The following is a 15,706-nucleotide window of genomic DNA, read 5'->3' on the forward strand; positions in this document are numbered from 1 at the left end:
CATTCGATGGCGGGGCGTGCCCGTACGAGGACCGCCGTACGGCAAGGAGCGACCGGTTGACCGCAGACCCGCATGCGGCGCCCCGAACGCCGATCCCGTTCGGCGGCCTGGTCGCCCTGACGACCGCGCTCGCGCTCAACTGGTTCGCGGCGGCGGCAGTGGCGAGCCCGTGGTTTTCGTGGACGTCGCTGTTGCTGTTCGGATGCCTGCTGGTGCTGATCGGCAGGATCAGCGCCGCGGGGCTGATCCTGTTGCTGCCACTCGTGATCACGCGCGGCGCGACGATGCTGTCGCTGCTCGTGATCGAGGCTGGCGCGTACATGCCTGAAGTCAACCGACTCGGCGCGCCGGGCGACGCGAGCGCATCGTTCGTCGCTTTCACCGCCGTGTTCTTCATCGTCTTCGCGCTGGTGTTCCGCCGGTTCGAGGCGTTGTTCATCGCCTATGCGCGCTCGCCGATGCTCGATCGGCTGGTGGCGCTGCTTGGCTGGCCGGTGGTCGCGCTGTGCGCCGCGCTCGGCGCGATCGCGTTCCTGAACGGCGCGCAGACCGGCTTTCCGCTGCTCGATGGGGTCGATCGCTTCCTGTATCGGCGCGAATACAGCAGCCCGCTGGTGCTGATCCTGCTCGACAACAAATTCCTGCTCGCCGCGATGCTCGGCGCCATTGCCTTCGCGCCTGGTTATCGCCCGATGCTGAAGCCTGCGGCGACGGGCGTGTTCCTAGGCCTGACCGGGACGTATTTCCTGTTCGGCGACAAGTTCTTCACGATCCTGGCGGAAGTATCGTTCTTCGCGATGCCGCTGCTGCTGGCGCGACAGGGGCGGCTGGCGGGGACGATGCTCCGTCTCGCGCCGCCGGTCCTGGCGCTGCTGTTCGCGGCGCTCGCGGCAACGCTGCATATCTATTCGGGCTATGGCCGGCTGCCGCTTGGCCGCACGATGACGCTGGTCGGCGAGCGGATCGCCGGACAGGGCGAATTGTGGTTCGTCGCGACCCGCGATGCGCGGCGCATGACGCACTGGGACACGTATCTCGTCAATCGCAACATCGAAACGCTCGACGCGATATCGCCGCCCGCGACGGCCTTCGCCAACAGCGTCGAAACCTATTATTTCATCCAGCGATACGCCCCCGCCAAGCTTGCCGACAGCTTTCGCAAGAACGGCGGCTGGGTGCAGCTGACGATGGGCACCGAGGCGATGGCGCTCGTCACGTTCGGCTGGCTCGGCGTGGCGGCGGTGATGACGTTCCTCGGCATATTGCTGGCGCTGGCGGCGCTGTTCCTTCGGCGAGGTTTCGCCTCCGCCTTCCCGCTCACTTTGTTCTTCGCGGTATGGACGTTCCTGCAGGTCTATGTCGCCGCGCAACAGGCGTCGCTGTGGCCGATCGCGGCGCCGGGGCAAGTGAAGCGACTGCTGCTGTTCGCCACGATCGAGATCGTCCTGCTGGCGTTCAACCGCGCGCAAGTCACTGCGGAGGCCGGCCGCGAGCGCGCCGCATGGTTCCGCCGGAGCCGCACCGCATGATCACGCGACGCACCATCGTCGGCGCCGGGCTGGCGCTCGCCGCCACGCCCGCGCTGACCGCTCCCGCACGCCGCTTCCCGCGCGAAGTGCTGGCTTTCTATTATCCCTGGTACGCCAATCCGACGACGAGCGGACGCTGGTTTCACTGGCAGGGGCCAAACGGCGAGGCGCCACGGCAGAGCCCGACGGTCAATCATCCCACGCTTGGAATGTACGACAGCCACGATCCACGCGTGATCGCCACGCATGTCGCGCAGGCGAAGGCGGCGGGGCTGACCGGGCTGATCGTGAGCTGGTGGGGCGGGGATTCGTTCGAGGATCAGGCGCTGCCGGCGATCCTCGATGCGGCGCAGCGGGCGGGATTGAAGATCACCGTCTATCTCGAACAGCAGAAGGGTGGCGCGGCCGGTGCGGCGCGCGACATCACGTATCTGCGCACCAAATACGCGCGGCATCCGGCGTGGCTCGGCGTGCGCGGGCGGCCGGTGCTGTTCCTGTACCTCCAGGCGCTGCGCGATCTACCGGCGCGCGAATGGCGCCGCGCCGCGGGGAATGCGTTTCTCGTGGGCGACGTCTCGCCGCGCGAAGAGGCCGATTTCGCCGCCTGGGCGCCGAGCATGGACGGAATCCATGTCTATGTGCTTGCACCCTACGTGAAGGGCATGAAGCCGGCCGAGATGACGCGCTGGGCCGATCGCACCTATCCAGCGTGGAAGCGCCGCATCGGCGAACAGCTGTTCTGCGCGACCGTCATCCCTGGTTTCGACGATACGCTGGTGCCCGGCCGCAAATCGCCACGCCCGACCGTGGCGCGGGCCGAGGGTGGCACGTATCGCGCGTTGTGGGACGCCGCGATCCGACACGAGGCCGATTGGGTGCTCGTCACCAGCTTCAACGAATGGCACGAGGGATCGGAGATCGAGCCATCGCGCGAACATGGCGACCGCTATCTGCAGTTGACCGCGGCCGCCTCGCGCCGTTTCCTGGCGCGCTGAGACGATGCGTATCCTGCACGTCAGTTCGGTTTATCCGCCGCATGTCGTCGGTGGGGCGGAGCGCATCGTCGAGATGCTCGCCGAGGCGCAAGTTGCACGCGGGCATAGTGTCGGCGCGGCGTATCTCACGCGCCATGCCGAGCCGGCGGGCGAACGCCACGGCGTTGCGGTGCTGCCGCAAGCGAGCCGCAACCTCATCTGGATGGAGGACGTGTTCGCCAGCCCGCGCGTGCTGCGGACCGCCAACAAGGTCGCGCAAATGGCCAATTACCGCGCCGCCGCCGATATCGCGGGCGCGATCGCGACGTTCCGGCCCGATATCGTTCATACGCATTCGATGGTCGAACTGCCGCCGATGATCTGGGCGGCGGTCGCGCGAGCGGGTGCGCGATCGGTGCATACGCTGCATGATTACGATCTGCTGTGCTCGCGCGCTTCGCTGTTCCGCAATGGTAGCGTCTGCGACACGCAGCATGCCGCATGCCGCGTGGCGGCGGCGTGGAAGGCGCGATTCGCGGGGCAGATCGATGCGGTCGCCGCAGTGTCGCAGCCAGTGCTCGACGTGCATCGTCGATTCGGACTGTTCCGCGATTTGCCCGACGATCATGCGCGCGTGATCTGGAACGCGGTCGACGTGCCGGCGGGGCATATGCCGCCACGGCGCGACGGTGATTTCGTGTTCGGCTTCCTCGGCCGACTCGTGCCGGAGAAAGGCATCGAGACGTTGCTCGCCGCCTGCCGGTCGCTGCCGACAACAGGGTGGCGGCTGCGTATTGCGGGGCGCGCGCAGGAGGGCGACGATCGGTATCGGGCGCTGGCGGAAGGGCTGCCGGTCGAGTTCGTCGGCTTCACCGATCCGCGCGCATTCCTCGATACGGTCGACGTGCTCGCGGTGCCGTCGGTGTGGCTCGAGCCGTTCGGGCTGACGGTGGTCGAGGCGTTCGCGCGCGGCGTACCGGTGCTTGGCTCGCGGCTCGGCGCGATTGCCGATCTGGTCGGCACGGTCGGTGACGAATGGCTCGTCACCGCGGGCGATCCGGCGGCCTGGGCGGCGCGGATGATCGAAGTGATGCAGGCCGGCCGCGCCGCGCTGCCGCGCCCCCCGGCGTTCGATGCGGTGCTCGGTGCGGTGACGCCGACGCGAATGCTCGACGCTTATGATACGCTTTACGCCGATGTCTTGCGCCGGGCACGCGCCGCGTGAGCCGCCCGCGGCGCATCCTCCATCTATCGAGCCTTTACCCGCCGCACATCGTCGGCGGGGCGGAGCGCTCGGTCAGCATGCTCGCCGAGGCGCAAGTCGCGGCCGGCTGCGACGTGGCGGCGGCGTGCCTGACGCCGGGCGAGCCGATGCAGGAACGGCGCAACGGCGTCGAGGTATTCCGCCTGCCGCACGGCAACGATTTCTGGCTGGAGGACTGGGCGGCGCACGGCCAGCGCGCGCGCGAATGGGCAAAGTTCAAGCAGCAGTTCAACCGCGTGATCGAGCAGCGCTTCGGCGCGGTGATCGAGCAGTTCCGGCCGGACGTGATCAACACCCATTCGCTCGTCGACATATCGACTCGCGTGTGGCGTGCGGCGCACGCGCGCGGCGTGCCGATCGTCCACACGCTGCGCGATTTCGATCTGCTGTGCGCAGCGAGCTCGATGTATCGCGAGACCGGGCCATGTACGCACCGCCACCTCAAATGCCGCGTGCTCACGTTCACCAAGGGCTATGACCAGCGGCTTGTTTCCGCGGTGACCGCCGTGGGCCAGGAAGTGCTCGCGCGGCATCTCCATTACGGTTTCTTCGATCATGTACCGGCCGATCGACGCCACGTGATCTGGAATACCGCGCAGGTTGCGGGAATCGAAGACGATTATGCCAAGCCGGCGCTGAGCGGGCCGATCACCTTCGGTTACCTCGGCCGCCTGAGCTCGGAGAAGGGCGTTGATACGCTCCTGGAAGCAGCGCGACTCTTGCCGGCAGGCGGGTGGCGGTTGCTCATCGCCGGCGCGGCGCTCGGCAGTGCGGCGCGGTACGAGGATCTCGCGCGCGGCTTGCCCGTAGAATTTCTCGGCTTCGCGACGCCCAAGGCGCTGTTCGACCAGATCGACGTGCTCATCGCGCCGTCGTTATGGGCCGAGCCGCTCGGGCGGACGGTGTTGGAGGCGTATCAGGCGCATGTGCCAGTGATCGGTGCGCGCAGCGGCGGGATCGCGGAGATCATTGCCGACGATGCCTGGCTGGTGCCGTCGGGCGACGTGCCGGCACTCGCGGCGCGGATGCGGCAGGTGCTGGACGGCAATCGCCCTGCGCCACCAGCAGGACGTGCGCGGGTCGTCGCACGCACGACACCCGAAGCCGTCGCGTCGGCGTTTGCCGACGTGTACGATCGCGTGATTGACGCCGGCGCTCAGTAAGCGCCATTCCCGCGCAGCACGCTGACCGCCGTGCCGGCGAGCACGCGGCCATATAGCTTCAGCGACATCTGCCGCGCCATCATGCTGTCCATCGCGACACGGCGACGATAGCCGGTGTCGTTGCGGCCGCTGATCTGCCAGATCCCGGTGATCCCCGGCCGCACCGAGCAATAATCCGCGAAGCGACGACCATAGCGGCGCACTTCGGCCGCCACGATCGGTCGTGGCCCGACGAGGCTCATCTCGCCGCGCAGGATGTTGAACAGCTGCGGCAGCTCGTCGAGGCTGGACTTGCGCAGGAACCGTCCGATCGACGTCACGCGCGGGTCGCGGCGTAACTTGTGATCGCGCTGCCACTCGGCACGCGCCGCAGGGTCTGCGGCGAGCAGGCGAGTAAGCCTGGCATCCGCATCGACCGCCATCGAGCGGAATTTGTAGCACAGGAACGTCCGCCCACCGCGCCCATAGCGACGATGGCCGTAGATGGGTGACTGCCGGTCAATCACGCGGACCGCCAACGCGATGCCCAGCATCAGCGGTGCCAACATCAACAGCACCACTAGCGCCAGGCTGACATCGACGAACCGCGTCAGGCGCGGTCGGCGGTGCGATATGGTTTGGAGGGATGGCAGGGTACGCATGGCTACTCGCTCGTCAATTATGCTGCTGCAACGCACAACGCGAGCTTTAGGCCATTCAAAAAACGGCTTTTTTTGCCATTCGGATCAGGCCGGAGAACATGCTTAACAAATGATACGCAAATATTCGCAAGTGATCGCCGGTTTCGCGAACATACATCAGCAATAGCCCGCGCGAACAACGTCATAAGCGAATCGAGCACGGGGAGATGAGCCTGGCTTTATTTGGCGGGTCGCAAGATCTCCGCCGATTTACCCGACATGGCGGGGCACACGCCCGATCATGTCGCAGCAATTCCATTCGTGGGGAGAATCATGGCGGTCCATCCGAAGGGGAAACCCGTGCGCGCGCGCCGGTCATTATTGGCACGCGCGCTGATCCTGGCATCGACGCTGTCGATCGCTGGTTGTGCCGGCATGCCGATGGCCGGCGGCGCGGCGCCGGCGGTGGTCGCCGGACAAGATCTGCCGACCTACGCCTATGCGCTGTCCGGCGGCGATCGCGTCCGCGTCGTCGTGTTCGGTGACGCCACGCTGGGCGGGGAGTTCCTGATCGACGGGTCGGGTTTCGTCGCGCTGCCGCTGATCGGCCAGGTCGACGTCCGCGGGCTGACCGCGGAGCAATTGCAGACCCGCATCGTCACGCGACTGGCCGATGGATACGTCAAGGATCCGCGTGTCGCGGTCGAGGTGCTGACCACCCGCCCGTTCTACATCTTGGGTGAGGTCAACAAGCCCGGCCAATATCCGTTTGCCAACGGGCTGACGGTGCTCGGCGCGGTCGCCCAGGCGGGCGGCTTCACCTATCGCGCGAAGACTCGCGAAGTGCTGATCAAGCGTTCCGGCCAGGAGCTCGAGCGCGCCTACCAGGTCACGGCCTCCACGATGGTCGCCCCCGGTGACACGATCCGGATCAAGGAGCGCTGGTTTTGATCGCATCCGTGTCCCCGGCGCGGCTGCTCGTCACCGCGTCCGCACTCCTGCTCGCGGCTCCGGCTGCGGCGCAGCTCCTGCAGGACGTGCCCACCGTCGTCGTCCCGCCCGAGCCGCCGATCACCACGCAGCGCTCGGTCTTCGCGCGTGACGCGCAGGTCGCGGTAGCCGATCGCATGCTCCCCGCCTTCTCGGCCGAGGGCGTCACGGTCGGCGCGTTCGATGTCTATCCCGGGATATCGATTGGCGGGCTTTATACGTCGAACGTGCTGGCCAATAACGCGCGCCGGCGATCGGATACTGCTTTGGTCGTTCGGCCGGAAGTAACCGTGCGGACCAGCGCCGGGCCATACCAAGTGACGGCCTTCGCGCGCGGCGACTTCCGGCAATATGTCTATCACTCGAGCGAGAGCACCGAGGAAGGCCTCGCGGGCGTGCAGGGCAGCGTGGCTGTGGGCACGCTGAGCAGAGTCACCGCGGGGGTGAGTTACGGATCGCTGATCAACCCGCGCTTTTCGGCCGATTCGCCGGTGGATGCCGCCAAGCCGCTGGAATATACTGTGCTGAACGCCTTCGCCGGCGGCACGATCGAACAGGCCAGCACGCGCGTGATCGTGCGCGCCGACCTTTCAACGGTTCGTTTTCGCGATGCGCCGCGGGTCGGCGGCGGCACGCTGTTCACGCGTGATCGCGATCGCACGCGTCTGGGCGGGCTCCTCCGGCTCGAACGCTCGATCAGCCCCGCGCTGTCGGTCTACGGCGCCGCGACGGCCAATCGGGTCGATTTTCGCCTGCCGACGCTCGGCACCATCTCGCGCGATTCGACCGGCTATGGCGTGTACGTCGGGACCAGCTTCGAGGCGACGAGGCTGGTGCGCGGCGACATACGCGTCGGCTATATCCGCCAGACTTTCAACAATGGCGCCTTCCGGCCGATCCAAGGCCTGGGCGCGCTCGGCACGGTCACGGTCTTCCCCAATCCCCTGTGGACGCTCACCGCGCGCGTCGAAAGCACGATCGAGGACAGCGGCGTGCCCGGCACGGGTGGCGTATTGCGTCGTGGCGCATCGCTTCGCGCCGATCACGAATTGCGCCGCTACCTCATCGCAACCCTCGAAGGTGGCTATAACCGCGACAATTATCGCGGCCTGACGCGCCGCGATGATCTGCCGTTCGCGGGCGCGAGAGTAACCTATCTGTCGCGCGGCCATTGGAACGCGCAGCTCGGCTATCGCTACCTGTCACGCAGTTGCAACTGCGCGCCGAACGTCGCCAACTTCGACGATCATCGCCTCATGGCGACGCTGACCCTCCAGAAATGACCGGAACTCATCTTATGGCCAGCGTACCTGCGCGCTACGACCCCGTCCGCCAGCTCGCGCTGGCCGGCGACCGCCCGGCACCCCCGCCGCCGCCATCGTCGGGATTGTTCGATCTTATCGCGACGTACCGCCGGCATTTGCTGCTCTTCTCGCTGGTCGCGGGCAGCATCATGCTGGCGACGCTCGCGTACACGCTGCTGCAGACGCCACGCTACACCGCCACGGCGACGCTGGTGATCGCACCGCGCGCCGCGACGATCGGCAACGATCGCACCAGCGCGCTGAGCGATCCTGCCGCGGATTCGAGCGTCGACACGCAAGTCGAGCTGCTGAAGAGCCCGATGCTGGCCGAACTCGTCGTCGATCGGCTGGCGCTGACCGATCCCGCGCGTTTCGAGAACTTCATTCGCGCGCCAGCGATCCAGGACCGGTTCTTCACGCGCGAAGCGGCGCCGGCACTGTCAGTCACCGCGCGACGCGCAGCTGCAGTCGACCGGCTCGTGCAGGGGCTCGCGGTCAATCGCACCGCGCAGACCTTCGCGCTCACCGTGGCGTTCGAGCATCATGATCGCGCGCTCGCCGCCGACATCGTCAACACTTACGCGCGCAGCTTCGTCGCCCAATCGCAGTCGGTGAAGCGCGAGGGGAGCGACGCTGCCGAAGCATTGCTGCGTGGCCAGCTCGCGAGCGCACGCAACGAAGTCGGCGCCGCCGACACTGCGCTTGGGCAGTACAAGGTCAACAACAACCTCATGAGCGTCCAGGGCGGGACGATCGCCGAGCAGCAATTGTCGTCGCTCGACGGTCAGGTGGCACTTGCCCGCGCCGGCGAGGCAGAAGCCGCCGCCCGGCTGCAGACCGCCCGCCGGCAGCTCGCGCGGGGCTCGCGCGGCGACGATCTGGGGGAAGCGCTCGGCTCGCCGGTGATCCAGCAGCTGCGCAGCCAGCGTGCGATCGCCAGCGCACAGGTCGCCGACCTCAGCGGCAAGTTCGGCGAAAAATACCCGGCGCTTGCTGCCGCGCGGCGCCAGGTCGCGGACATCGACGAACAGATCCAGGGCGAGATCACCCGCACCGTCGCCAATCTCGAAGCGCAGCAGGAAGTGGCGTCGCGCCGCGTCGGCTCGCTGGCCGGCAGTGCCGGTGGCGCACGCGATCAGGTAGTGCGCAACAACGTCGCGTCGATCGCGCTCGGCGGGCTTCAGCTGCGGTCGGACACCGCGCATCAGAATTACGCGCAACTGCTCAACCGCGTGAACGAGATCAGCGCCCAGGCAGCCACGACTCAGTCGGACGCGCGCGTCGCGGGCTTTGCCGCGCTGCCGATGCAGCCGTCTTCGCCGAACACGCCGATCAACCTGCTTGTCGGCGCCTTGCTCGCGGTTGCGGCAGGGCTCGGCGCGGTCTTCCTGCGGCAGGGGACCGATCACGGCATCCGCACGCTGGAGGATGTCGAGGGCCGTTTGCAGCTGCCGTATCTCGCGGGCTTGCCGACACTCGGATCCGCGGTGCGCCACGTCGGCGGCAGCGATCCGATCAGCGCGCTCGTCGACCATAGCGAATCGGCCTATACCGAGGGCTATCGCAACCTCGCCGCCTCGATCCTCGAGGCCGCCGGATCGGGCAAGGTCCGCACCATCGCGTTGACCTCGGCGCTGCCCAACGAAGGCAAGACCACGGCCTCGATCGGGCTGGCGCGGATCGTGGCGATGAGTGGCGTCAGCGTCGTGCTGGTCGATGCCGACATGCGCCGCCCGAGCATCGCCAACGCACTCGGGCTGCGGCCCGCGGTCGGCCTGCAGCAGGTGCTTGATGGTGAGGCGACGCTCGACGAGGCGCTGGTACAGGACGTCGATACGTCGCTTATGATCCTGCCGATGCTGCGCGCCGGCGTCGCGGGGACGCACGCGCTGGGCAACGGCAGTTTCGATCGACTGATCGGCGATCTCAAGGCACGCTACGACATCGTCATCTTCGATGCCTCCCCCGTGCTGCCGGTGGTCGACGGCCGGTTGGTCGCGAAGAAGATGGATTCGACGGTGCTGCTGGTCCGTTGGCGGAAGACCCCCGATGCGGCGGTCGAGATGGCCGTCCACCTGCTCCAGTCGCTGGGCGTGAAGATGACGGGGGTGGCGCTCAGCCGGGTCGATCTGAACGCGCTGGCACGGTCGGGCTACGGCGATCCAGCGCAGTTCATGGGCTCTTACGCGGGCTATTATTCGAATTGACCGCTTCGGTCGCCTTGACGAGCGAATCCCGGGGAAGCGGACGGATGCTCAGTACCGAACTGCTCCTCTATCGCTTGCGCCACCTCGCCGATCTGTCGTCGACGGAGATCTCGCTGATCCTGTCGATGGGCGAACAGCCCAAGCCGCACGCGCCGGGCACCACGATCTGTCCGCACGACGACGGCAGCCCGCATGCGCGGTTGATCGTCTCGGGCTGGGCCTGCCGCCCCCGCATCCTGCCCGACGGGCGGCGGCAAGTGCTCGGGCTGCTGATCCCCGGCGACCTGATGGGCGATCGCGGCGAACGGCGCCCGCTGGCGCTCAACCCGGTCGTCGCGCTGACGCCGGTGCGCACGATCTCGGTCGCGCGACTGATGATGGCGGTGCGCGACAAGCCGGAACATTATCCCGGCATTCTCCGCGCGCTGGCGACGATCGATCGCGCCGAGGAAAGCTGGCTGCTCGACCATGTCGTGCGCCTCGGCGTGCAGAGCGCGCGCCAACGGATGAGCCACCTGCTGCTCGAATTGCACCAGCGGCTCGCTGCGATCGGCTTCGTCCACAACGGCTCGTTTCCGCTGCCATTGACGCAGGACATGCTCGGCGAGCTGCTCGGGCTCAGCCTGGTCCACGTCAACCGCACCGCTGCGCAGCTCCGCCGCGAGGGGCTCGCCACGATTCGCGGCGGGATCGTCGAGGTGCATGATTTCGCGATGCTCGCGATGCTCGCGGACCGCGCCGATCCGACGTGCACCGGCGCCGCCGCCTAAGCGCTTACACGCCGTTCGCGCCGGCGGGCAGGAAACCACCACCCGCGCTGCCCGCCAGATACAGCATATCGAGAACCTGCGGCGCCTCGCGCGTGAAGGGGATCACACGTCCTTCGGAATCGAGGATGTTCGCCTGCGCATCGGCCGTGCTGCCGTCGGGCATCGCGAAGCTGGTCGCCTTGCCGAGTGTGGCGGCGAGTGCGGTGTCGCTGCGCGCGCGATCCTCCAGCAACGTGCGGACGAGGCCACCATGGTAGATCGCGTCGGCGAGGCTTTCCGTCACCAAGGCAGAGGCGTCCTCCCCGCCGGCCATCAGCAAGCCGCGATAGGTGGCTGCCACCATATCTTCGATCAGGAAGGCGCCCAGCAGGAACTGATTGTCATTGGCATAGGGATCGAAGGACGACCCCGCCGGCACGATCCCCGCCCGCTGCGCCGCGACCGAAAATGCGCCGCCGGGCTGCGCCGACAGGTCCATCGCAGGCTGTGCCGCGGCTTGCGCGCCGATCTGGTTGCGCAGCGCCGCGACTTGCGCGCTTTTGTCGGTCGCCAGTTCCGCCGCGACCTCGGCGATCGCCGGATCGCTCAGCAGCGCGGAGCGCGCACCGGTCGCGATGCCGGCCTGCCCAATCCCTGCAGTCAGATCCGCCGTCAGCCCGGCGCCCTGCGCGGCGTGGCCATAAAAGGCCGCGCCGAGATAAGCGAGGTTCAGTGCGAGGTTCAGCGGATGCGCCGCGACGGGCGCCGGCGTAGCGACGACCGGCGGTGGCGCCTCCGCAACGGCGCCGGGCACGACCGTGATGCCGCCCTCCGCAGCGGCGGAACCACCACCCCCGCCACCGCCGCAACCCGACAGTAATGCGCCAGACACTAGGCTTGCGCTAAGGCCGAGGAATCGGCGGCGAGCATATAGGTTGTTGATCTGCATTGGGCCGTTGAACGGCATCACGCTTACAGGTTCGTTAAGCCGCGTCACGAAGCAGCACCATCTATGTCATTTGACATATTCCGGTGCGGTTCCAGCGGGTTGGTCGCGGAACATTAACCGTCGGGGCGCTCAAAGCGATCCCATGACCGCACCGATGCACTCCACCGACATGACCGCAAATCTGCAGCAGCTGCTCGACAGCGCCGCTGCCAAGCGCGTACCCGTAGCCATTCCAGCAGGAGGGCATCGCCTGCTCGCGACTGGCCTCGGCTATGCCAGCAACGCCCGGATCACCATGGTGGGCGATCTCTACAACGATCACGGCCCGCTCGTCGGCACGCACTACTGCCTGACGAATCGTACCGGAAAGCGCCTCTCCAATGTCACCGTGATCGGTGGCGGCGGTTCGTTCACCGGCGCCACGAGCGATCCGGCCGGCGCCACCCGCAAGGGGCTGGGTATCGTCGGCACCGATGGCTTCACCGTGTTGCGCGCCCGGACCGACGGGCCGTTGACCGGCTTCGGAATGGAAGTGAAGAATTCGAGCGGCGGTTATCTCAACGGCCTTCGGCTCTATTCCGGCGTGAACCGCCCGGGCGCGGACGGGCTCCACTTCTTCGGTGCCTGCGCCCGCATCAGCGGATCGGACATCCAAGTATCGAGCGGCGACGACGCGCTGTCGTTCACCGCGGAAAACCACGAATCGATCAACTCGATGATGCGCCGCATCACGCTGACGAACATGACGCTCGACAGCGCGGCCTTTTCATCGATCAAATTCTTCACCAGCACGACCACCGGCAAGGCCGAGATTCGCGACATCAGGCTAAGTGGCATCAAAGGCCGGATCACCAAGGGCCCGACCGGCTGCCCGCTCGCGATGCAGAACAATGGCGTGAACCAGGGGTGCGTGATCGACAATATCACGATCACTGACGCAGACCTGGATTTCGGCGCCGCAACGCAAAGCGGCCCGACCGCATTCCTTACCGATTGCACCAACATCACGCTGCGCAACGTCACACTGCGCGGCCGGCGCAACGGCCAGTTCATCCGCGCGATCCGCTGCCGCGGGTTGAAGGTGACCGGCGAGGTGTGGGATACGCTGCCGGGCAATTCGATGAACGATCTGCTTCAGCTGGAACAGTGCGGCAAATACGACATCCGGCTTGTGGTGCGCTCGGCGACGGGCGCGCGGATCGGATCGGTACACGCGGTCAACAACGGTACCGACACGATCATTCGTCGTTTCGGCATCACCGGCACCTGAGGCGCAGCGATCATCCGCCGGCAGACGGCGGCAATCGATCCATCACTGCAGCGATCAGGAGCCGCGCATCCTCGCTCTCCGGATCGAGCCCCACCAGCGAACGCAGCAACGTATCCGTATCGACCGCGCCAATCAGCGCATCAAACCTGGCCCGTTCTTCCGGCGTAAGCGCGAGCCGGGTATCGCCAAGAGGATTGTCCGCATGTCCCATGCGCCGACCGGTCGCATGTTAACCGCGCAGCCCGGCGATCAAATGAGGGCCGCGCACTGCCTTCCGGCACGTGGAGCACACAGCCCGCCGCATCGTCAGGACACGCGATCGCCGCCGCTGCCTTCGGTATTGCCGCCTTCCGCTTCGGGCATCGGCACCGTGGCAAGCCCGCTGACATTGGGCGATCCGCTGAGCCCCCCGGCGATCTCGGCATCGAATGCGCCCGCCTCGACCTGCGCGCGCATCGCCGCCAGATAGGCCGCGAACCGATCTGCCGGTACGAAAACGGTCGTCTGACCGTCGATCGTCAGCGGCGCGCCACCCGCCAGCGTCGGAGTGAAAGCAACAAGATCATTGTCGCGGCTGAACCAATCGCCCGTCGACTGGGACTGGCCATCACCCCAGGCGCTTTCCGCGCGCTTGAGCTGCGCCAGCACCGGCGCGCGCAAGGTCGCAGGATCGGCGGTCTCGCCCGATACGGCACGCCGGACATTGGCGCCGACTGACGATACGATATCTTCAAATGACATGACATTCACTCCTGCATGCCATTTAGACGCGCGAGGGCAGCGTGAGTTCAATGTCGCTGTCGCTTACCCTGCCGCGTCGAAATGCGGCGTCCGCCCCGTGCGGCGCGCCAGCTCCGCCAGCCACGCCGGGTTCGCGATGATCCGCTCGCGCACCGCCGCCGGCAGCCGGAACCGGTTCGGCGCCCCCGGCGGCGTCCGCTCGATCATCCGCAGCGACGCACGCGCCGCCGCGCCGACCGGATCGGCACGTAACAGCTCGGGCAGCGAAGCGCGCGGTCGAGGCCTAACGATCTGCAGGAAGCCGAAGCCATTCACCGCCGTGCGCTCGAACGGCTGCGCGAGATGCGCGTCGATCGCCGCGGCGACCGCCTGACGCGGTTCGCGCCCGGTGAGCGTCGGAAAGTCGATCCCGATCGACCCGCCGATGTCATGCCGCTCGATCGCCTCGGCCACCGCGATCGCCGCGCGCACCGCCAGCGCATCGAGCGGCGGATCGCCATCGACGTCGAACAAGGTCATCGCCGGCGTCGGCGACAGCCGCAGCATCCCGCCGTCAAACGCGATATCGCCAAGCACGGCTTCCTCGAGCAGCTCGGACCAGCCGGCCGCCTCCAGCGCATCCGCCTCATGCGCCCGCACCTGTCGCACCGGCGCATCCTCAAGCGTTTCCAGCAACGTCGGCGCCGGTTGTGCGCTAGCGTCGGTTACTCGCCCGCGCGGCAGCTTGGCGCGCCCGGCCTCCGGGATCGCCGCGCGCGTGATCTCCACCCGGATCGCGGCGCCCAGCGTCACCCCTGCCGGCGCGCGATCGAGCGTCACTTCGTTGCCGCTGTCGAGCCGTGCGAGCAGTCGCTCGATCAGCCGCGCCGGCGCGACCAGCCCCGGCTGCGGCCCCGCTCCGTCGATCGCAACACGCGCTCGCACGATCCGTCCGCGATCATCGACAAGCGCCGCACGGCATTCGCCGATGCCGTCCTCATAAAGCCATTCAGCCACAATCCACGCCGGCGGTGGCGAGCAATGCGCGCGTCTCAAACAACGGCAGCCCGACGACACCTGAATACGATCCGTCGATGCGCCGCACGAACGCCTCGGCGCGCCCCTGGATCGCGTAGCCGCCCGCTTTGCCCCACCCTTCGCCGCTCGCGACGTAGCCCGCGATCTCAGCGGAACTCAGCGGCTTGAACGCCACCATCGTGTCCGACAATCGCGTGCGCACGACGCCATCGGCACCCGCCACTACCACCGCCGACAGGCAATGATGTCGCCGCCCCGACAACAGCCCGAGCATCCGCACAAAATCCGCCTCGTCCTCTGGCTTGCCGAGGATCCGACCGCCAACCGCGATGCTGGTATCGGCGGCAAGCACCACCTCGTCCGCCCCGCACGGCACTGCAGCGGCTTTCGCCAGCGCCACGCGCATCACATAATCACGCGGCCGCTCGCCCTTCAGCACCGACTCGTCGACATCGGGCGCGACCACGCGCGCCGGCACGACGCCGATCTGCGCCAGCAGCGACAGCCGGCGCGGCGAAGCGGAAGCAAGGATGAGGGAGGGCATCAGCCCCACCCGATTTATTGCGGGCCGGGGCCGCCGCGGCCGGGCATGAAGCGGTACGTGATCCGCCCCTTGGTCAGATCGTACGGCGTCAGCTCGACGAGCACCTCGTCACCGACCAGCACGCGGATGCGGTTCTTGCGCATCTTGCCGGCGGTATGACCGAGAATTTCGTGATCATTCTCAAGCCGCACGCGGAACATCGCATTGGGCAGAAGCTCGACCACTTGGCCGCGCATTTCGAGGAGTTCTTCTTTCGCCAAACAAATATCTTTCTGCGGATGATCGCGCGCGCCCTTAGCCGATGCGACTCGGCAAGGGAAGGCGTGCGAAAAATGGGATACGCCGCGAGTTATGGTGTGAGGGCGCCCGGGTCAAGGACGAGCGC

General features: G+C 67.2%; 16 protein-coding genes. 9 read left to right on the forward strand and 7 right to left on the reverse strand.

Going from position 1 to position 15,706, the window contains the following annotated elements:
* Positions 1-56 precede the first annotated feature (56 nt).
* From LLW23_RS08305 to LLW23_RS08320, 4 genes are read left to right on the forward strand one after another with little or no spacing between them, the layout of a single operon-like run.
* The gene (locus LLW23_RS08305; RefSeq protein ID WP_228948321.1) at positions 57-1,529 is read left to right on the forward strand and encodes a DUF6418 domain-containing protein; all 1,473 of its coding nucleotides are present in this window, start codon (positions 57-59) and stop codon (positions 1,527-1,529) included.
* A complete protein-coding gene (locus LLW23_RS08310; RefSeq protein ID WP_228948322.1) occupies positions 1,526-2,524 on the forward strand; it encodes an endo-1,3-alpha-glucanase family glycosylhydrolase in 999 nt (332 codons plus the stop codon). The genes LLW23_RS08305 and LLW23_RS08310 overlap by 4 nt, the downstream gene beginning before the upstream one ends.
* A gap of 4 nt (positions 2,525-2,528) precedes the next feature.
* Positions 2,529-3,728 carry a glycosyltransferase family 4 protein gene (locus LLW23_RS08315; protein WP_228948323.1) on the forward strand — a complete coding sequence of 400 codons (1,200 nt, stop codon included), beginning with the start codon at positions 2,529-2,531 and terminating at the stop codon, positions 3,726-3,728.
* Positions 3,725-4,930, forward strand: a complete 1,206-nt coding sequence (locus tag LLW23_RS08320; RefSeq protein WP_228948324.1) for a glycosyltransferase family 4 protein — start codon at positions 3,725-3,727, stop codon at positions 4,928-4,930. Before LLW23_RS08315 ends, LLW23_RS08320 begins: the two co-directional genes overlap by 4 nt.
* Here LLW23_RS08320 and LLW23_RS08325 read toward each other — a convergent pair.
* Entirely contained in the window at positions 4,924-5,571 is a 648-nt protein-coding gene (locus tag LLW23_RS08325) for a sugar transferase (protein WP_228948325.1), read from the reverse strand. The two genes, LLW23_RS08320 and LLW23_RS08325, sit on opposite strands and share 7 nt — an antisense overlap.
* A 312-nt stretch (positions 5,572-5,883) precedes the next feature.
* On the opposite strand from LLW23_RS08325, the gene LLW23_RS08330 reads away from it, so the two are divergent.
* The 4 genes from LLW23_RS08330 to LLW23_RS08345 are packed head-to-tail and all read left to right on the forward strand — an operon-like array spanning position 5,884 to position 10,821.
* Entirely contained in the window at positions 5,884-6,501 is a 618-nt protein-coding gene (locus LLW23_RS08330) for a polysaccharide biosynthesis/export family protein (RefSeq protein WP_228948326.1), read from the forward strand.
* Entirely contained in the window at positions 6,498-7,823 is a 1,326-nt protein-coding gene (locus LLW23_RS08335) for an outer membrane beta-barrel protein (RefSeq protein WP_228948327.1), read from the forward strand. The genes LLW23_RS08330 and LLW23_RS08335 overlap by 4 nt, the downstream gene beginning before the upstream one ends.
* A gap of 14 nt (positions 7,824-7,837) precedes the next feature.
* Complete coding sequence (locus LLW23_RS08340) at positions 7,838-10,051, forward strand: GumC family protein (RefSeq protein WP_228948328.1); 2,214 nt, start codon at positions 7,838-7,840, stop codon at positions 10,049-10,051.
* 44 nt (positions 10,052-10,095) lie between these two features.
* On the forward strand, positions 10,096-10,821 hold the full coding sequence (locus LLW23_RS08345; protein WP_228948329.1) for a Crp/Fnr family transcriptional regulator: 726 nt from the start codon (positions 10,096-10,098) through the stop codon (positions 10,819-10,821).
* A gap of 4 nt (positions 10,822-10,825) precedes the next feature.
* Here LLW23_RS08345 and LLW23_RS08350 read toward each other — a convergent pair whose 3' ends face one another.
* A complete protein-coding gene (locus tag LLW23_RS08350; RefSeq protein ID WP_228948330.1) occupies positions 10,826-11,797 on the reverse strand; it encodes a ferritin-like domain-containing protein in 972 nt (323 codons plus the stop codon).
* Between the two features lie 94 nt (positions 11,798-11,891).
* On the opposite strand from LLW23_RS08350, the gene LLW23_RS08355 reads away from it, so the two are divergent.
* Positions 11,892-13,019, forward strand: a complete 1,128-nt coding sequence (locus LLW23_RS08355) for a hypothetical protein (protein WP_228948331.1) — start codon at positions 11,892-11,894, stop codon at positions 13,017-13,019.
* A 10-nt stretch (positions 13,020-13,029) separates the two neighbouring features.
* Here LLW23_RS08355 and LLW23_RS08360 read toward each other — a convergent pair whose 3' ends face one another.
* The 5 genes from LLW23_RS08360 to infA all read right to left on the reverse strand — a co-directional run bounded on the left by LLW23_RS08360 (position 13,030) and on the right by infA (position 15,581).
* Positions 13,030-13,230, reverse strand: coding sequence for a hypothetical protein (locus tag LLW23_RS08360; protein ID WP_228948332.1), 201 nt, complete (start codon positions 13,228-13,230; stop codon positions 13,030-13,032).
* 95 nt (positions 13,231-13,325) lie between these two features.
* A complete protein-coding gene (locus LLW23_RS08365; protein WP_228948333.1) occupies positions 13,326-13,760 on the reverse strand; it encodes a hypothetical protein in 435 nt (144 codons plus the stop codon).
* A gap of 63 nt (positions 13,761-13,823) precedes the next feature.
* Positions 13,824-14,756, reverse strand: a complete 933-nt coding sequence (locus tag LLW23_RS08370; protein ID WP_228948334.1) for a ribonuclease — start codon at positions 14,754-14,756, stop codon at positions 13,824-13,826.
* Positions 14,749-15,321, reverse strand: coding sequence for a Maf family protein (locus LLW23_RS08375; protein WP_228948335.1), 573 nt, complete (start codon positions 15,319-15,321; stop codon positions 14,749-14,751). The genes LLW23_RS08370 and LLW23_RS08375 overlap by 8 nt, the downstream gene beginning before the upstream one ends.
* 14 nt (positions 15,322-15,335) lie before the next feature.
* Entirely contained in the window at positions 15,336-15,581 is a 246-nt protein-coding gene (gene infA, locus LLW23_RS08380; protein ID WP_026325702.1) for a translation initiation factor IF-1, read from the reverse strand.
* Between the last annotated feature and the right edge of the window lie 125 nt (positions 15,582-15,706).

It is taken from the genome of Sphingomonas radiodurans (assembly GCF_020866845.1).
GTDB lineage: Bacteria > Pseudomonadota > Alphaproteobacteria > Sphingomonadales > Sphingomonadaceae > Sphingomonas > Sphingomonas radiodurans.

Bases quoted from the DNA above. Each gene is read 5' to 3' on its own strand.
- LLW23_RS08355 (WP_228948331.1), top strand. From the start codon at position 11,892: ATGACCGCACCGATGCACTCCACCGACATGACCGCAAATCTGCAGCAG.
- LLW23_RS08365 (WP_228948333.1), bottom strand. From the start codon at position 13,760: ATGTCATTTGAAGATATCGTATCGTCAGTCGGCGCCAATGTCCGGCGT.
- LLW23_RS08325 (WP_228948325.1), bottom strand. From the start codon at position 5,571: ATGCGTACCCTGCCATCCCTCCAAACCATATCGCACCGCCGACCGCGC.
- LLW23_RS08315 (WP_228948323.1), top strand. From the start codon at position 2,529: ATGCGTATCCTGCACGTCAGTTCGGTTTATCCGCCGCATGTCGTCGGT.
- LLW23_RS08345 (WP_228948329.1), top strand. From the start codon at position 10,096: ATGCTCAGTACCGAACTGCTCCTCTATCGCTTGCGCCACCTCGCCGAT.
- LLW23_RS08375 (WP_228948335.1), bottom strand. From the start codon at position 15,321: ATGCCCTCCCTCATCCTTGCTTCCGCTTCGCCGCGCCGGCTGTCGCTG.
- LLW23_RS08360 (WP_228948332.1), bottom strand. From the start codon at position 13,230: ATGGGACATGCGGACAATCCTCTTGGCGATACCCGGCTCGCGCTTACG.
- LLW23_RS08330 (WP_228948326.1), top strand. From the start codon at position 5,884: ATGGCGGTCCATCCGAAGGGGAAACCCGTGCGCGCGCGCCGGTCATTA.
- LLW23_RS08310 (WP_228948322.1), top strand. From the start codon at position 1,526: ATGATCACGCGACGCACCATCGTCGGCGCCGGGCTGGCGCTCGCCGCC.
- LLW23_RS08340 (WP_228948328.1), top strand. From the start codon at position 7,838: ATGGCCAGCGTACCTGCGCGCTACGACCCCGTCCGCCAGCTCGCGCTG.